Source organism: Halolamina sp. (assembly GCF_036626355.1).
In the GTDB taxonomy this organism is placed as follows: domain Archaea; phylum Halobacteriota; class Halobacteria; order Halobacteriales; family Haloferacaceae; genus Halolamina.
The window spans coordinates 22,307-38,021 of the sequence record NZ_JAZKRY010000018.1 but is presented as its reverse complement, the minus strand read 5'-3'; the positions used below and the strand labels follow the sequence as shown (position 1 = coordinate 38,021).

Here is a 15,715-nt window from a genome sequence, read left to right as displayed (position 1 = left end):
CCACCGCGAGGTGGAGTCGGCCATCAGCGCGACGTCGTAGCCCATGTCGCGGTAGAACTCGCCGATGGTGATCCCCGTGTACACACAGGACTCCCGTGCGGCCACGGGCATGTTCGAGGTGTTCGCGATGAGCGTCGTCCGCTCCATCAGCGGGTTCCCGGTCTGGGGGTCGGGCAGCTCCGGGAAGTCCTCGATCACTTCGGTCATCTCGTTGCCCCGCTCGCCGCAGCCGATGTAGACGACGATGTCGGCGTCGGCGAACTTCGCGAGGCTCTGCTGGGTGACGGTTTTCCCGGAGCCGAATGGGCCCGGAATCGCCGCCGTCCCGCCCTTCGCGAGCGGGAACAGGCCGTCGAGGATGCGCTGCCCGGAGATCAGCGGCTCGGTCGGCGTCTGTTTCTCGTGGACCGGTCGTGCCTCACGAACCGGCCACTCCTGGTGCATCTGGATCTTCTCGCCGTTCTCGAGGGTCACGACCGGCTCCTGCACGGTAAACTCGCCGGATTCGGCCTCGGCAACTTCGCCGCCCTCGGAGTCGGGCGGGACCATCACCTTGTGCTCGATGGTCTGGGTCTCCGGGACGGTCCCGACGATGTCGCCGGACTCGACCTCGTCGCCGGCCTCGATGGTGGCCTCGAACTCCCATGTCTGCTCCATGTCGATACCGGGGGCGTCGACCCCACGGTCGAGGAAGGCGCTACCCATCTTCTCCTCCAGGACGTCCAGCGGACGCTGGACGCCGTCGTAGATGGAGTCCAGCATCCCCGGACCGAGGTCGACCGTCAGCGGCTCGCCCGTGTTGACGACGGGTTCGCCGGGGCCGACCCCGGAGGTCTCCTCGTACACCTGAACCGTCGTGATGTTGCCCTCGATCTCGATTACCTCGCCCATCAGCCCTTCGTCGCCCACGTAGACGACGTCGTTCATCCGGGCCTCGAGGTCGACGGCGGTCACGACGGGACCGCTCACGCTCTCGATTTGGCCGCGATCCTCCGCGGCGACGTCTGTTGCCTGACTCATTATGTTAATCCTCCTCCATCAGGTCGATTCCGATGGCTCGTTTGATCTGGTCGCGCAGTCCGCCGCTGCCGGCGCCGCCGCCCAGCGTGACGAGCGTCGGCTCGATGCTCGTCTCCACCGCCTCGCGGGTCCCCCGCGAGAGGTGGTCCATGTCGTCGTCGTGCATCACGACGATGCCGACGTCGTCATCGGAGAGCGTCGCCTCGACGGCCTCGTCGAGGCGCTCGCCCTTCTCCGCCTCGGGGATGTTCTCGAACTTCCGAACACCGGCGAGACGGAACCCGGTCGTGAACTCCGGACTGCCGACCACGGCGATTTCCTGACTCATAGTACCACCAGTTCCTCCTGGATCTCCTCGGGGGAAAGCCCCGCCTCTCGGCCGCGCGCGATGGCGCGGATGTTCTCGACTTCGCGCTCCTTGGCCAGCACGAACGCGATGACGGGAACGACCGACTGCGGGAAGATGTGACCCGCGCTCCGGGAGTAGTCCAGCAGGGCGGCCTCCAGTGCGCGCTCGAAGCCCATGAGGCTCTCCGCCTCCTCGAGTTCGTCGAGCGACGCCGAGAGGTCGTCACCGTACCGGCTCTCCCGGACCCGGGCGACCAGCTCGTCGGTGTTCCGGGAGAGCGCCGCCAGTTCGTCGGCGTCGAACAGCGCGCCGCCCTCGATGTAGTACTCCGCGGGGTCGACCTCCGCACCGCTGCGGGCGAGCCGGAGCGCGTTGCGCGCGTTCCGGAAGTCGATTTCTGCCTGCAGGAACTCGGCGTACACCGATTCCGGGCCGCCACCCGATTCGCCGATTCCCTCGAAAAGGTTCTCGTAGTAGGCGCGGTCCACGGCGTTCTCGAGGGGCACGAGCACGCCCGACTCCTCGAAGTCGTCGTAGGCGTCCTCGAGGGCGTCACCGAACTGCGTTCCCTCGAGCAGCTCCACGACCGCCTCGGTGGAGTCGGCGGCGACAAGCCGGTCGAGCAGTTCGTCGCTGAACTCCCCGGCGCGGATGAGGTCGTCGCCGATCGCCTCCGTCTCTGCGCCGGCGTACTTGCCACGGATAACCGTCTTGACGTTCCACGCGTCGAACTTCCGCAGGTAGCGGGCGATCTGCTCGTAGAGCCGGCCGTCGGCCCAGGAGAGCAGATCGTCGAACGTCGACGCGAGGTTGGCGTTCAGCGCGTACTCGATCAGATCGACACCGGAGAAGCGCGAGCCAAGACGGTTGATCTCGGTCTCGTAGTTCGACTCCTCCATGAACCGCGCGGTCTCGGAGGGGCCCATCCGCACCAGCTTCCGGTACTCCTCCTCGTCGAACAGCGCCGCACGCCGGGCGCTCACGCGAGCGGTGACGTACTCCGGGTTCGAACTGCCGGTAGCGCTCATTCTTCGAAGAGGCGTTCGCTGATTCGTTTGAGCTCCTCGTCCCAGACCGCAGCAAGCACCGAGTCGAAGGTGTTGTTCACCCGGACGCGGGACTGTTCGCTCTCGACGATGACGCCGCCGAGACAGTCCTCGGTGCCGGCGAACGACCAGCCCTCGTACTCCGAAAGCAGGTCGGTCAGCAGCTCCTCGTCCTCCTCGCGACCGTACACCTCCACGTCCTCGTTGCCGAACTCCTCGGCGGCGTTTTCGAGCAGGGACCGGGTGAGCCCCTCGCGGCGCTCACCCTCGATAGTGGCGACAGCCGTCTCGAAGCGCTCGTGGACCTGCTCCAGCACGTCGCGGCGAGCCTCCAGGCGCTCCTGCTTGGCCGAGAGCTTCGCGCTCGAGAGCGCCTGCTCGCGCTCCTCGGCGATCTGCTCTTCGACCGCCTGCTCGCGCGTCTCTTTGATCTCCTCGGCGTCGGCTTCGGCCTCGGAGATAATCTCCTCTGCCCGGCGCTCGCCCTCTCCGCGTAGCTCCTCGGCACGCGCGCGGGCTTCGTCTCGAACGTCCTCAACGACAGTTTCCAGGCTCATAAGCGGAAAGAAAGGGTGCTTAGACCAGGAACACGGTCACGAGCGCGAAGATAACGAGAGTCTCCGGCAGGACCGTCAGAATCAGTGCCTGCACGAACAGGTCCTGGTCCTCGGCGACGGCGCCGACCGCCGCGGCGCCGATACCACGCTCGGCGTAGCCCGCGCCGAAGGCAGCGAGGCCGACTGCGAGCGCCGCGGCCGCGGAGGCCGTGATTGCGGGACCACTGTTCGATGTCTGCAGTGCGACTTCGGTAAGTAGGGGTGCGATGTCGAGCATTGGTTATCGGGTCGGATGACCGTAGTCGTCTCCGAACACCCGTAGTTGGCCCGAGGACTGGCTTAAACCTTCCCAAACAAACCAGCAGTAGGGACGGTGAGAGTGCCTCACACGGATAGTTCAGGCAGTCGAAAGAACTGGCAGAAAACCGGGCGGTTTCGCTACTCGTTCCGGCTGTGTCGCCGCTCGTAGCCGAACGGGTTGTACGGCGAGCCACCGCCGTCGTAGAACTTCGAGAAGAACTCGTAGTACTCGAGACGCACTGACTGCAAGCCGGCGCTGGTCACACCCAGCGCGAGCACGAGCAGGTGGCCGAACACGAGCACGAGTAGCCCGACGAGCACCGTCGCCACGCCGCCGTGGATGAGGCCGCCGAACATGATGTCGGTCACCTCGTGGCCGTGATACATCGCCCCGACTTCGGGCATCGCGTCCGTCGCGAAGTGCCACTCGGCGTCCGCACCCTGGCCGGTGACGTAGACGCCGAAGAACAGCAGGTTGACGACGAACGCCATCCCAGCCTTCGCCAGCAGCACGGCGCTCAGCCGTGCGTAGGAGAGCACGTTCACGAGCATGTCGAACACCTCGATGAGCTCGGCGGGCGCGCCCAGTCCGAGCAGCGCCGCCCCGAGGACGAACAGCCCGAGCCCGAAGTAGCCGACCGGCTCGGAGAAGCCCGCGAAGCCGAGCGAGAACGCCGCCTTCTCACCGGAGGCGAACGCGGTGTAGAGGAAGTCGGGTTTCGTGTCGGCACCGACCTTGCTGAAGATGAAGATCCAGAGGCCGTTCATGCCGAGGATCCAGGAGCCCTTCTCCACCAGCGCCTCCCTGAAGCCGTGGAACTCGAGTTCCTCGACGAAGCCGACGAGATAGCCGATGTTGAGGTGAACCAGCGCGGCGATGGCGCTGATGAGCACCCACGCGGTCGCCCAGTAGCTGTAGTGGGGCTGGAGCCCCTTGTGCATCGGCGGACTGCCGCCGAACAGCACGTCACCGAGCACGTGAAGCCCGAATATCTCGCCGTAGAGCACGCCGAACAGCATCGTCGACAGCCCGGCGGTGATGGTCACGCCGCCCATGCTTTTCAGGCCGACACTGTCGAAGTTAGTGTAGAGGTACCCCCCAATGAGGGTGTAGAGAATCCCGTAGCCGAGGTCCCCGATCATGAACCCGAACATCGTCGGGAACGTCAGGAACACCAGCACGGTCGGATCGAACTCCTTGTACGACGGTCGCGAGACCGCCTGCACCAGCAGTTCGTACGGCCGCACCACGTCGGCGTTGTTCTGAACCACCGGCGGGTTCTCCGCCGAGACGGTGCCGCCGTCTGTCGATGCGGACGGCGGCGCCGTTCGGCCGCCGTCGGCAACTGCCTCGTGATGCGTGTCGCCGTCCGACGTGAAGGAGGCCCGTTCGACCTCCTCGACGTCGATGCTGTCGCCCAGTTCGTTCTTCAGCGCGGCTTTGAACTGGGTGTACTCCTCCGTGGGAATCCACCCCTCCGCAATGAACGCGTTCTTCGTCGTCGCGAAGGAGAGCGGCGCCTCGGCTTTCTGCACGGCGATGGAGAGGCTCTCCTCGGCCGCGAGCAGGAACTCCGCGTGGCGCTCTTTCAGCTCCTCGATGTCGGCCTCGACCTCCTCGAGTTCGGACCGGAGCTGCTGTCGGTTGCTCTCGAGTTCCCGCAAGTAGGACTCGGGGGCGCCCTCAGCGTCGGGCACCTCGTAGGCGTTGAAGCCGGTGCCGACGAGGGCTTCGTCGAGCACGTCGTCCCCGGCGTTCTCGCTCGGGTAGACGAACACCGCGAGCGGGCCGCCGTTTGCGGACTCGATATCGTACCGGTTGACGCCGTCGGCGTCGAGCAGTGTGCGTTCGATCTCCGCCTCGTCGCCGTCGCCGACGGCGACCTGGAGGCTCTCGTAGCCGGCAAGCAGGTGGAGTTCGATGCCGAGTTCGACGAACGGCTCGATGCTGTCGATCTGCTCCTCGACCGTTCGGAGCTCGTCGCGGACCTCGTCCCGACGGTCGTCGAGGCGGTTGGCCTCCGCCTGGACTTCGGGGAGCTCCTCCTCGATGGCGTCGCCGGTGATGACCCGGGAGCCCTCGACGTCGCTCTGCTCGATGCCGAGGATGCTCTCGATGGATCGCAGTCGTACGAGCTTCTCCGAGGCGGATTCGGCTTCCGCGTCCGGATCGCCCGGCTCGAACCCCTCCCACGAGCCGTCGTACTCCGAGACGTGAAGCAGGTGCTGCTCGTGGACCGTCTCGATGGCCGACTCCATCACCCGCTTGGAGCCGGTCACCGAGATTTTGCTCATCTGTTCAGGTCTGAGCATGTACCGCCTCCTCGAACCGTTCGATCGCGTATTCGACCGCCTCATCCACGTTCTCTTCGGCCTCCTCGGCCAGCTGCTCGCGCTCGCGCTCCCCCTCACGGAGGATCTGCTCGCGCTCGCGCTCGATCTCCTCACGAGCTTGGGAGAGGCGTTCGTCCGCGAACTCCTCGGCCTCCTCCTCGGCCGCACTCCGGATCTCGTCGGCTCGCTCGCGGGCCTCCACGATGGTCTCTTCTTTCTCCCGGCGAGCTTCCTCGACGATCTCGTCGGCGTCTTCTTCCGCCTCCTTGATCTGATCAAGAACTTCCGGTCTGGGCATTAGCTGATCGGTTCGTGATTTTTCGGGGGCGTATAAGGTGCTTGCGAAAGCGAGCGGCGCTCGAAGCAGTGATCAGGCCAAGACGCTGAACTGCGGACCACCGAGTCACGCCGGGGCGTCGAACCGTAGACAGAGGAACGTCGGGTTTGTCGATTCGTACTCGTAGCGCTTCGGGGCGAGCTCCCGGTATTTCAGTGTCGGCTCCGCCTCGACGAGTTCTGTCAGGGAGAACCCCGCCTCGAGCGGCGGGTTCACCATCGCTGCAAGCGGTCGTCGGTATGCGGGAACCTCGACTGGCTCGCCGAACCCCTCCCACGTCGCGGAGACGCGCTCGGTATCGTGGTAGTTCTCCACGTCGTCGTACTCGACGAAATCCGCGTGGGGATGCTGGACAGAGAAGACGACCCATCCCCCCGGCACGACGACTCGCCGGAGCTCATCGAACAGTGGTCCCCAGTCGCGAACGTAGTGGAACGCGAGCGAACTTGCGATGCCGTCGACGCTATCGGCGCTGAGCGGGAGCCCGCTCCCGAGGGCCGCCTGGACGAACGCCCCCGCTGGCACGCGCTCGGATGCAGCCGAGAGCATCGCTGGGCTGACGTCGACGCCGACGACGCTCGCGCCGCCCTCGACGAGTTCAGCAGCGAGGTGCCCCGCGCCACAACCCGCGTCGAGCACTATCTCACCCGAGACGTCGGGGAGAAGCGAGAGCGTCGCCGGTCGCTCGTGGTGCGCGTTCGCGGGTTTGGACTCCCCGCGCTCGTCGTAGCCGCTGGCGAGCCGGTCGAACGCGTCGCGGGCGACGGGGTCGCTGTCTCCGCTATCCATGACTCACCCTGTGTGAACAGCGCAAAAAAGCTCTCGGCAGCGCGTGGCGGTCGAACCCGACGCGGATCCGGGCTGAGAGCGCTTTTGCTGAAGCTTTTGCCGAGGGGCGGCGCAGCCGCCCAGCAGCGCAAAAGGGTCTATTCGAACTGCTCGGTCAGCGCCGGCACCACGTCGAACAGGTCGTCGACGATGCCGTAGTCGGCGATGTCGAAGATGGGCGCGTTCGGGTCGGTGTTGATGACGATGATGGTTTCCGCGCCTTTCATCCCGGCCACGTGCTGGACGGCACCGGAGATACCGATTGCCAGATACACGTTCGGCGTCACCTGCTTGCCCGACTGGCCGACCTGCCGGTTCTTCGGCAACCAGCCGTTGTCGACGATGGGGCGCGAGGAGGAGAGCGTCGCCCCCGTTGCCTCCACCAGATCGCGGATGAGATCGATGTTATCTTCCTCCTCGATTCCCCGGCCGACGGAGACGAGGAACTCCGCGTCGGCGATATCCACGTCGCCCTCGCCGACCTCTTCGAACCCCTGGACGCGGGCGCCGTCGTCGACGACCTCGGCGTCGAACGCGAACTCGCTGAGTTCGGCGTCGCCGGCGCCGCTCGCGGCCTCCCACTCGCCGCTACGGATGCTGACGACGAACTGGTCGGCGTCGACGTCGACGGTCGTCTCGACCTTCGAACCGTACATCTCACGGGTTGCAGTGAGTCCGTCATCGTACGCCAGCGCGGTCGTGTCGCTGACGTACGGGAGACCGAGGCTGTCGGCCACCGCGGGCGCGTAGTCCAACCCATTGACCGAGTTCGGCAGAATCAGCGCGGCCGGGTCAAGCTCCGCGTGGAGCGCCTCGGTCGCGCCCGCGTAGACGTCGTGGTCGAACTCCTCGCCGACCTCGACGGTGTGGAGCACGTCGACCTCGGGGGTGTTCAGCGACTCAGCGAAGCCGTCCACGTCGCCGGAGATGACGGCGATATGGAGCTCCCCGCCGAGCGCGTCGGCGAGCTGGCGGCCAGCCGTAATACCCTCGTAGCTCACGTCACGCAGGTCACCGCGGCGGTGTTCGGCGACGAACAGCACGGAGCTCATTCGCCGACCACCCCCTTCTCTCGCAGCACGTCAGCCAACTCGGTGGCGGTCTCCCCGGGGTCGCCCTCGAAGAGGGTCGCGTCGGACTCGCTCTCTGGCTCGTACATGTCGGTCAGCTCCAGCGCGCCGTCGATGGCCTCGGCGTCGAGGCCGAGATCGGCGAGGTCACGCGGGGCGATCTCCTTCTGCTGGGCCTGGCGAATCCCGCGGAGGCTGGCGTACCGGGGCTCGTTGATCCCGGTCTGGATGGTGAACACCGCCGGAAGGTCGACTTCGGTGAGCTCCTCGATACCGCCCTCCAGTTCGCGCCGGACGTTGGCCACCTCGTCGCCAGCCTCGTAGTCGAGGCTGTTGACGACCGCCGCCCACTGGTAGTCGACGCGGTCCGCGAGCGCGACGCCGGTCGCGCCGAAGGAGTCGTCAGCGGCTTGAACCCCGGACAGCACGATGTCGGGCTCCTCCTCGGCGACCAGCTGTTCGAACACCGAGACTTTCGCGTCCACGTCGAGCAACGTCTGTTCGGCGATGGCATCGTCCCAGACGCGCAGCGCCCGGTCGGCGCCTTTCGCCAGGGCCATCCGGATGGTCTCCTCGCTGCGCTCGGGGCCGATGGTCGCGGTGACGACCTCGACCTCCTCGTCCGCGTTCTCGGCGATGCGGACCGCCGCCTCGATGGCGTAGTCGTCCCACTCGTTGAGATCGTACTCGAGATAGCGTTCGTCGATTCCGAGTCCATCGATCTCGAACTCGTCTTCGACGGCTGCCACCTCTTTTACGGTGACGAGAATCTTCATCGGTGGAAACTTCCGGTGGATGGGGGTAAATCCTTTCGCTATCCCCATCCGCGGTGTGGTTCTCGAAAAAAACAGCGGCCAGCGGGGACCGCGTTGTCGATCGACCGCGACCGCACGCTCGCGGGTCGTCCCTCCCCGCTCGCCTCTCGAGGGAGTTTGCCGTCGCGCCACCGGCGCGACGTTTCCCACCGACTGCCACCGCACGCTCGCGGGTCGTCCCTCCCCGCTCGCCTCTCGAGGGAGTTTGCCGTCGCGCCACCGGCGCGACGTTTCCCTCCCTCGTTACTCCTCCTTACTCCTCGTCGTCCGCACCGTCAGGCAGCGAGATGACGTTCTCTCTGCCCAATCGGAGTTTCTCGATGCTCCCCTCGTCGGCCATCCGGGAGAGCAGTTGGGAAACCTTCGCGTCGGACCAATCGGTTTCGGCGACGATGTCTGCCTGACGCATCCGCCCGCCGTTCTGTTCGAGCAGATACTCGACTCGCTCCTCGTCCGAAAGGAGTTCGGGATCGACACCGGCGGCCGCCTCGTCCTCGGGCGCCTCCGCTCCGGCTTCAGCACGCTCCGGCTCCACCGACGGGCCCTCGGCTGGTTCTGTTGCCGGCGCCGCGCCCGCCTCTTCCGACTCACTCGTCTCGTCGGCAAGGATGGGCTCGGAACTGCGCCAGCGCCAGAGCGCGAACAGGATGATGACCGCGAGTAGCAGGCCGATCAGTCCCGTCGCGACGACGCCCCAGTCAGTGGATGGCGTCGGCGATGTCGTCGTATCGCTCTGCGTTCGTGTTTCACTGGGCTCGTAGGCGACGACGAACTCCTCGGCATCGAACGTCTCCGGGCCGGTGATGACGAGCGACTCGTTCTCCTGTCGGGCCTCGATACTCCGGACGATATCGTACTCTGACGGCGTGTGAATCCGGAGCTGCTGGCCCGAGTTGAGGGAGTGGAGCCACGTCCCGTCCGGGGTTCTGAGTGCGTCACGCAGCACGTACCTGCTCCCCTCCTGTCCGAGGAACGCCGTCCAGGTAAAGGAGAGTTCGAGCGTCCCGCTCTCCGTACCGAGTGTGGAGTCCCGCGACACGCTGTTGACGCGCATCTCCCGGTCAGCGACCTTCGACGCGCTCGCCGCGGCGGCACGGAAGAAGTCGACGCTCGGTGCCGCGTCGGCCGTCCCACCTTCGAACGCCTCGGCGTAGCTCCGGAACGCGTCCCGCTCTTCCTCGGTGTCGAGTGGGTACGTCATCCCCACGACCCACCGCCCATCGCCGTCAGTCTCGAGATAGACATCGAACGTTGTGGCTGACGGCCCGGCGATTTCAGGCGCCTCCTGAGCTGCGGCGCCGGCGGTCGCAGCGCTTGTAAGCAGGAGGAGGGCGATGAAGGCGACTGCACTCCGCATGCCGGGAGGGTAATCGCGTCCGGGGAAAACGCTTTCCATAGCCGGGATTGCACTGCAACGCGTCGCGCTCCGACCCGTTTTAAGTAGATGGCTGTGGAACCTGGCTCCGATGAGGTCCCTCCCGCTGCTCATCGTTCTTGCCCTCTCCTCGGCGCTAGTCGTTCCTGTCACGTCAGGTGGCGGGGCGGCCGGATTCGCCGACGACACGACGGCCTGGAACGGGACGGACGCCGCCGTGGCGACGCCGATGGCCGACGACCCGAACGTCAACGAACCCAAGCACGCAGCTATTACACCCCAGCAGGGTGCAACGGACACCGTCGCCGCCAACGTGAGCAACCGGACGCGGATACTTGCCGTTCCCGACGCCGCAATCCAGCGAACCGAGATCGACCGCGCGACGCTGAGCCTCGGGCCGTCCACGCGGTTGGCGGGGAACATCAGCGCCGTCCGGATGGAGACAGCCGCCGTCGAGCGCTACGTTACTGCACTGGACGACGAGGACGAGCAGAGCCGACGTATCATCGAGTCGTTCTCCACCGTCGAACAGGAGGTCATCACGCTCAGAGGGCGCCAACAGGCCGCTATCGAGGCGTTCAACAGCGGAGAGATCACGCCGCGGGAGTTCGTCATCGAACTGGCGACGATCGCCGCCCGCGCTGACGCCCTCGAGGACCGCGTGACGATGCTCGACAACCGCGCCAAGGATATCGAGGGGTTCAGCCTCTCACGAGCCGACCAGATAACGTTCGAGCTCCGAGCGTTCGGCGGCCCGGTCCGGGAACGAGCGGTCGACGCTATCCAGGGCACTGAGCCGGCGACGCGCTTTTTCGTCACTACTGGCCCGGAGGGGTACGAGCTCACGACTATTGACAACGGGGTGTACGTGCGCGAGGCGTTCCGGGGTGCGGTCCGTTCGGGTGACGCAAGCGCGAGGATCGCGCCAACGACAGCGATAAACATCACTAAGCGCGGATATCCCGCCATCGCGTCCAGCGGAAGTATGTCGGCGAGCGTGTCAGGGATGACGAGCATCGTCACAGTCAGCAGCGAGAACAGGAGTCTCACCGCGTTGGTAGACAGCGGGACCGAGCGGGTGTTCAAGGAGTACCAGCGGATCCCGGTCGCAACGTTTCGGAGCGGCCCCGCCGCGAGGAACGTCCTGAACGGACTCCGCATCACCGTCAATCGCACCTACCCCGGCGGCCCAATCCGTATCCACGTTGTCGAGGCTGAGACGGGTAACCCGGTCAACCTCGTCGTCACACTGAGTCAGGGCTCCGCCGAAGGGATCGAAATCGGCCGAACCGGCGAGGACGGCACTCTCTGGACGCTCTCGCCCCGTGGCAGCTACACCGTTACCGCCGTCGGCGAGGAGACGGCGACGGCGACGTTCATCGAGACGAACTCGACCGAGGCGCCCGCTATCTGAGGCGCGTTTTCCGGTCGAGACGGCTTCCGCCATCCGAGAGTTCAAACGGGAAGCCGGAAGCAACAGCCGTATGCCCGCGAGCCCCGCTACTCCAGCGGATTCCGAGAGCCGCCGAAGCCACCCATGGTCGGTCGGCCGGAGCGAAGCCACCGGTCTGAACGTCACCGATCGGGCTGCAACCGCTCACACCGATGCCGATCGCGCCGTCTCACCCGTGCTCGCGGTCGTGTTACTCGTTGGCCTCACCGTCTGCGTCGCGGCACTGGTTGGCACGCTCGTCTTCGACCAGGCCGCCGCACTCGACGGCCCGGCACCGCGGGCGACGTTCTCCATCGACGCCGCTGGCGACCGCATCAGCATCGTCCACGAGGGTGGCGATGCTGTGGCAGTCGGCCCGTTACATATCCAAGTTGCCGTCGATGGCGAGCCGCTCACCCACCAGCCGCCGGTGCCGTTTTTCGCCGCCACCGGGTTCGAGAGCGGACCGACCGGCCCGTTCAACCCCAGTAGTGATCGGGACTGGACCGCTGGGGAGCGAGCGTCGTTCCGCATCGCTGGGACGAACGCGCCCGCACTGGAACCGGGCTCGGAGCTAACCGTCGACCTGTTTCACGACGAGACACCCATCGCATCACTGACGACACAGGTAGCTGGGTAGCGGAAAATGATGGCTCGACAGGTATCAGAGCGGTTCGGTCGGTTCGAACAGTTTGGTGGTACGGATGGCTCGTAGCCGGACGCCTCGGCCGGCTTACTCCTTGGGCACTGTCGCGACAGTGACGATCGCGCGGGGGCTGCCGGGGTTGGCCTGCATAATGACGTGCGTGAGATCAGTGAACCCGGCCTCCCGGAACATCCGGTCGGCCTCGTCGCTATCGTAGAACAGCATAATTGCGTCGGCAATCTTCCCGAAGAGCGAGGTCGTCGGCGCGTCGGGGCCGACCATGAGCACGGTGCCACCGGGCCGCGTGACTCGACGCGCCTCCTCGATAGCGTCGACGGGGTTGGGCCAGTACTCGATAGAGCCGGAGGACCAGTAGTGATCGAAGCGGTTGTCGTCGAACGGCAGCCGCTCGGCGTCACCGCGGTAGAAGTTCACCTGGTCGGTTTTCCCGAACTTCGCCCACGCCTTCTCCAGTTGGTGGATGCTCTGGTCGAGCCCGTGCACGTCGTCGGTGTGTTGGAGAATCCCCTCGGTGCCGAAGCCGGTGCCACAGCCCACGTCGAGCACGCGGTCGCCGGCCTCGATACCGGTGCGGTCCAGTGCCTCGTCGCGCATCTCCTCGTTCCAGACGAGCGGGTTGATCCGGTCGTACACCGTCGAGAGATACTTGTAGAACAGCCGCGCCCGTCCTTTGTCCTCCAGAACTCCCATTGGCCCGAAGTTGTGCTGGGAGGGTGATAACGATGCGGTTTCCGGTGCTGGCTCCGGCCGCCGGACGGCCAGTTCTCCCCCGTTTCACCGGTGTTGACCCGCCTGTACCGTCACGTACTTGGGTAATCCTCCCTCAGATACCGCTAATGGAGACGCTCGACCGTCGGGTCGACCTGGTTAACGAGCGACTGGAGACGCTCGTGGAGTCGGTCGAGCCGCCCGAACTCGCCGAGCGACTGAGCCACGTCACCCTCTCGGGTGGGAAGCGGGTCCGACCCGCGGTGACGCTACTCGCCTGTGAGGCCGCCGGCGGCGACCCGGAGGATGCTGTCGAGTTCGCGCTCGGCGTCGAACTCGTCCACAACGCGTCGCTGGTCGTCGACGACATCATCGACCGCTCGGAGGTCCGCCGGGGGACACCCAGCGCCTGGGCGGAGTTCGGCTACGGGCCAGCCATCATCGCCAGCGACGGCCTGCTCGGCGAGGCGTTCGCGCTGTTCTCGGCCGACGAGCACGCGATGCAGATCGTCGCCGAGGCGATGTCCGAACTCGGTGAAGGGGAGGCGACCGAACTGGCCGACCGTCCCACGAACGAGGCGGAGTACATGGAACTCGCGCGGCGGAAAACCGGCTCGCTGTTCCGTGCCGCTGCCGAGGTTGGCGCCGTCGCTGCCGGCGCCGACGGGTTCACCATCGAGTCGATGGGCGAGTACGCCGAGCGCGTCGGCGTCGCCTTCCAGATGCGCGACGACGTGCTCGACGCCACCGCCGATGCCGCTGACCTCGGGAAACCCGCGGGACAGGACATGGAGATGGACCGCCCCTCCGTCATTCAGGTGACGGACCTCTCCGTGGAGGAGGCGAACGAGCGCGCACTCGAGGAGTCCGAGCACGCTCTCACAGCCCTTCAAATCGCGGCTGTCGAGGACGGCGAGGCGCGGCAGTATCTCGAGCAGTTGGCGGAGTACGTCGTCACACGCGAGCGGTAGCGGGTGGCGGCGTGGACAGAACGGAGACTCAGGCCGGCTCGGGCGTCGCCGGGAATCGGTTCTCCGCGATTGCGAAGGTGAGCGTGCTCAACACACCCAGTAGCGTCCCCGCCGTCAGCGCCAGCGCGAGATCTGTCACGCCCATCACCTGCAGTCCGACGCCGTCGGGGAGGAAAAAACCCGAGACGGCGTGAAGGACGACGCTGATGGCGAGCACGTAGAACGGCGCGTTGAGGTAACGCCACCGGAACTCGTCGTCGAGATACTCGTCGGTGATCTGGCCCAGGCTCGAGGTGACGCCGGCGGCGGCCAGCCAGCCGACGGCGGCGTGGACGAACACAGCCACCTGTGTCAGAAGCTGGAGCGAGTCGCCAGCTTCGGCCTGCGCCGCCATCAGCGTCTCGTAGCCCTGCCACCCGCCCAACAAGATCAACGTCAAGGCGACGATGTAGGTGATGAGCGTCACGCGCCCGGCGTAGAGCAGTTGGCGGGCCTTCTCGGCGACCTCGTCGACGGCGTCCTCCAGCCCCAGCCCACGGAACAGGGTGTAGAACCCCAGCAACGCCGAGATAACGCCGAGCACGGAGACGCCGGCAACGTCGAACGCGTCGGCGACGATGATGAGCGGGTAGATGAGCAGCAGGATACCCAGTGGCACCAGTAGGGTCCCCCGGGTCTCCTTGTCGCCGAGCACCTGCTTGATGGTGTAGTAGATAGATTCGAGATCCTGGGCCTGCCGGACGACGACGCGGCGCAGGCCGTCGATCGGGAGCCGCGAGCGAATGACCGGCAGCACCGACTCGTCCTGGGCGCCGTCAGTGATAACCACCGCACGGACGTTCTCGCCGGTCGCCAGCGCCGCCAGCACGGTATCGACCTCCTCGCCCACCGCGCGGTTGGCTTTCACGTCGCTACCGTCGACACCGGTGACAGCGGCGACAGCCACCTCTTCGTCGCCTTCCGCGGCGAGTTGGTCGCGGGTGTGGATCGCCTGGAACAGCACGTTCACGTCGGAGTCCTCGGGGTCGGCGGTGGCGAGCCGCGTTGCGGCGTCCTCGACGTTCTCCCGACCCATGACGGGCGTCGAGAGCCCGGTCTTGCGACCGAGATCGTCGTCGAGGTCGACAGCGAGGACCAACAACATCAGGCTGTGGCTACGGCACGGGGCCATATCTGTTTTCGGGAGGCTGGTGGCGATTTATCCCGGGCGGGCGCGAAGCCAGCGCCATGTCCCCCGTCCCGTCACCCGCCGGCCCCGTCGGCGACTCGCTCTCCTGGACTGTGGGGCCGGGGACAGAGCGGTGGCTCGCCGTCCTGCAGTACGGCATCTACGCGGCGCTGTGTGGCTTCGGCTTGCTGTTCGCGGGTGGCGCTGCCGCGCTGGCAGTCGCCTTCGTCCTGGAGGGCTCGTGGGGACCGCTCCTCGTCGGGATGGCGCTCGCAGCCGTGCTGGCGCTGGCCCGACCGCCGATAATCCCCGCACTGCGGTCGGGTACCATCACTCCCGACGAGGACGCATGGCAGCCGAGCCGTCGCGGACTTCTCGCGGCCGCTGTCGTCGGCGTCACCGTCGCCGCGCTGCTCGTCGGTGCGAGCCTGCTGGCGATGACCCTCGACACCGAGGCGACCATCGACGGCGACCTCCGACTGGAGACCCGCCGAGGGGCGGCGGATCTGACCCCGCTCTCCGGGGTTCGCTCGCTCTCGCTCAGTGCCGTGACGGTGTTCGTCCTCAGCTACACCCGCGGCGTGCTGGTCGTGGGGTACGTCGGCGCGTTCTCGCTCGTGTTCGCAACGCCGATGCTCTGGTGCGCGTGGAAGGGGTGAGGCGGCGTCGGCCGTGAGACGGCGGCACACGGCCGCACCGTGCGGTTTTTCAGGCTCGGCGTGGTACTCTCTGTAACTG

At 66.4% G+C, this 15,715-nt stretch carries 17 protein-coding genes; 4 read left to right on the top strand and 13 right to left on the bottom strand.

What is annotated here, in order from left to right; translation table 11 throughout:
* The 11 genes from V5A38_RS04675 to V5A38_RS04625 all read right to left on the bottom strand — a co-directional run.
* On the bottom strand, window positions 1-1,020 hold a 1,020-nt coding region (locus tag V5A38_RS04675), incomplete at its 3' end, for a V-type ATP synthase subunit A (protein WP_332324584.1).
* A 4-nt stretch (window positions 1,021-1,024) separates the two neighbouring features.
* The gene (locus V5A38_RS04670) at window positions 1,025-1,348 is read right to left on the bottom strand and encodes a V-type ATP synthase subunit F (RefSeq protein WP_332324583.1); all 324 of its coding nucleotides are present in this window, start codon (window positions 1,346-1,348) and stop codon (window positions 1,025-1,027) included.
* On the bottom strand, window positions 1,345-2,397 hold the full coding sequence (locus tag V5A38_RS04665) for a V-type ATP synthase subunit C (RefSeq protein ID WP_332324582.1): 1,053 nt from the start codon (window positions 2,395-2,397) through the stop codon (window positions 1,345-1,347). Before V5A38_RS04665 ends, V5A38_RS04670 begins: the two co-directional genes overlap by 4 nt.
* The gene (locus tag V5A38_RS04660; RefSeq protein ID WP_332324581.1) at window positions 2,394-2,972 is read right to left on the bottom strand and encodes a V-type ATP synthase subunit E; all 579 of its coding nucleotides are present in this window, start codon (window positions 2,970-2,972) and stop codon (window positions 2,394-2,396) included. The genes V5A38_RS04665 and V5A38_RS04660 overlap by 4 nt, the downstream gene beginning before the upstream one ends.
* 19 nt (window positions 2,973-2,991) lie before the next feature.
* Window positions 2,992-3,249 (bottom strand): hypothetical protein, encoded by a 258-nt coding sequence (locus V5A38_RS04655; protein ID WP_332324580.1) that lies wholly within the window; start codon window positions 3,247-3,249, stop codon window positions 2,992-2,994.
* A 161-nt stretch (window positions 3,250-3,410) separates the two neighbouring features.
* Entirely contained in the window at window positions 3,411-5,567 is a 2,157-nt protein-coding gene (locus V5A38_RS04650; protein ID WP_332324579.1) for a V-type ATP synthase subunit I, read from the bottom strand.
* 4 nt (window positions 5,568-5,571) lie between these two features.
* Complete coding sequence (gene ahaH / locus V5A38_RS04645; protein ID WP_332324578.1) at window positions 5,572-5,904, bottom strand: ATP synthase archaeal subunit H; 333 nt, start codon at window positions 5,902-5,904, stop codon at window positions 5,572-5,574.
* A 105-nt stretch (window positions 5,905-6,009) separates the two neighbouring features.
* Window positions 6,010-6,732, bottom strand: a complete 723-nt coding sequence (locus V5A38_RS04640; RefSeq protein ID WP_332324577.1) for a methyltransferase domain-containing protein — start codon at window positions 6,730-6,732, stop codon at window positions 6,010-6,012.
* Window positions 6,733-6,869: 137 nt separating this feature from the next.
* Entirely contained in the window at window positions 6,870-7,823 is a 954-nt protein-coding gene (locus tag V5A38_RS04635; protein WP_332324576.1) for an electron transfer flavoprotein subunit alpha/FixB family protein, read from the bottom strand.
* A complete protein-coding gene (locus V5A38_RS04630) occupies window positions 7,820-8,617 on the bottom strand; it encodes an electron transfer flavoprotein subunit beta/FixA family protein (protein WP_332324575.1) in 798 nt (265 codons plus the stop codon). Before V5A38_RS04630 ends, V5A38_RS04635 begins: the two co-directional genes overlap by 4 nt.
* Window positions 8,618-8,909: 292 nt before the next feature.
* Complete coding sequence (locus V5A38_RS04625; protein WP_332324574.1) at window positions 8,910-10,013, bottom strand: hypothetical protein; 1,104 nt, start codon at window positions 10,011-10,013, stop codon at window positions 8,910-8,912.
* 109 nt (window positions 10,014-10,122) lie between these two features.
* On the opposite strand from V5A38_RS04625, the gene V5A38_RS04620 reads away from it, so the two are divergent.
* Both V5A38_RS04620 and V5A38_RS04615 read left to right on the top strand, forming a co-directional pair.
* A complete protein-coding gene (locus V5A38_RS04620) occupies window positions 10,123-11,445 on the top strand; it encodes a hypothetical protein (RefSeq protein ID WP_332324573.1) in 1,323 nt (440 codons plus the stop codon).
* A 70-nt stretch (window positions 11,446-11,515) separates the two neighbouring features.
* Window positions 11,516-12,103 carry a type IV pilin gene (locus V5A38_RS04615; RefSeq protein WP_332324572.1) on the top strand — a complete coding sequence of 196 codons (588 nt, stop codon included), beginning with the start codon at window positions 11,516-11,518 and terminating at the stop codon, window positions 12,101-12,103.
* Window positions 12,104-12,196: 93 nt separating this feature from the next.
* Here V5A38_RS04615 and V5A38_RS04610 read toward each other — a convergent pair whose 3' ends face one another.
* Window positions 12,197-12,820, bottom strand: coding sequence for a methyltransferase domain-containing protein (locus V5A38_RS04610; protein ID WP_332324571.1), 624 nt, complete (start codon window positions 12,818-12,820; stop codon window positions 12,197-12,199).
* 146 nt (window positions 12,821-12,966) lie between these two features.
* Here V5A38_RS04610 and V5A38_RS04605 point away from each other — a divergent pair, with 146 nt between their 5' ends.
* Window positions 12,967-13,809 (top strand): polyprenyl synthetase family protein, encoded by an 843-nt coding sequence (locus V5A38_RS04605; protein WP_332324570.1) that lies wholly within the window; start codon window positions 12,967-12,969, stop codon window positions 13,807-13,809.
* A gap of 28 nt (window positions 13,810-13,837) precedes the next feature.
* Here V5A38_RS04605 and V5A38_RS04600 read toward each other — a convergent pair whose 3' ends face one another.
* A complete protein-coding gene (locus V5A38_RS04600; RefSeq protein WP_332324569.1) occupies window positions 13,838-14,953 on the bottom strand; it encodes a DUF373 family protein in 1,116 nt (371 codons plus the stop codon).
* A gap of 83 nt (window positions 14,954-15,036) precedes the next feature.
* Here V5A38_RS04600 and V5A38_RS04595 point away from each other — a divergent pair, with 83 nt between their 5' ends.
* Window positions 15,037-15,636 carry a hypothetical protein gene (locus tag V5A38_RS04595; protein WP_332324568.1) on the top strand — a complete coding sequence of 200 codons (600 nt, stop codon included), beginning with the start codon at window positions 15,037-15,039 and terminating at the stop codon, window positions 15,634-15,636.
* Window positions 15,637-15,715: the final 79 nt, after the last annotated feature.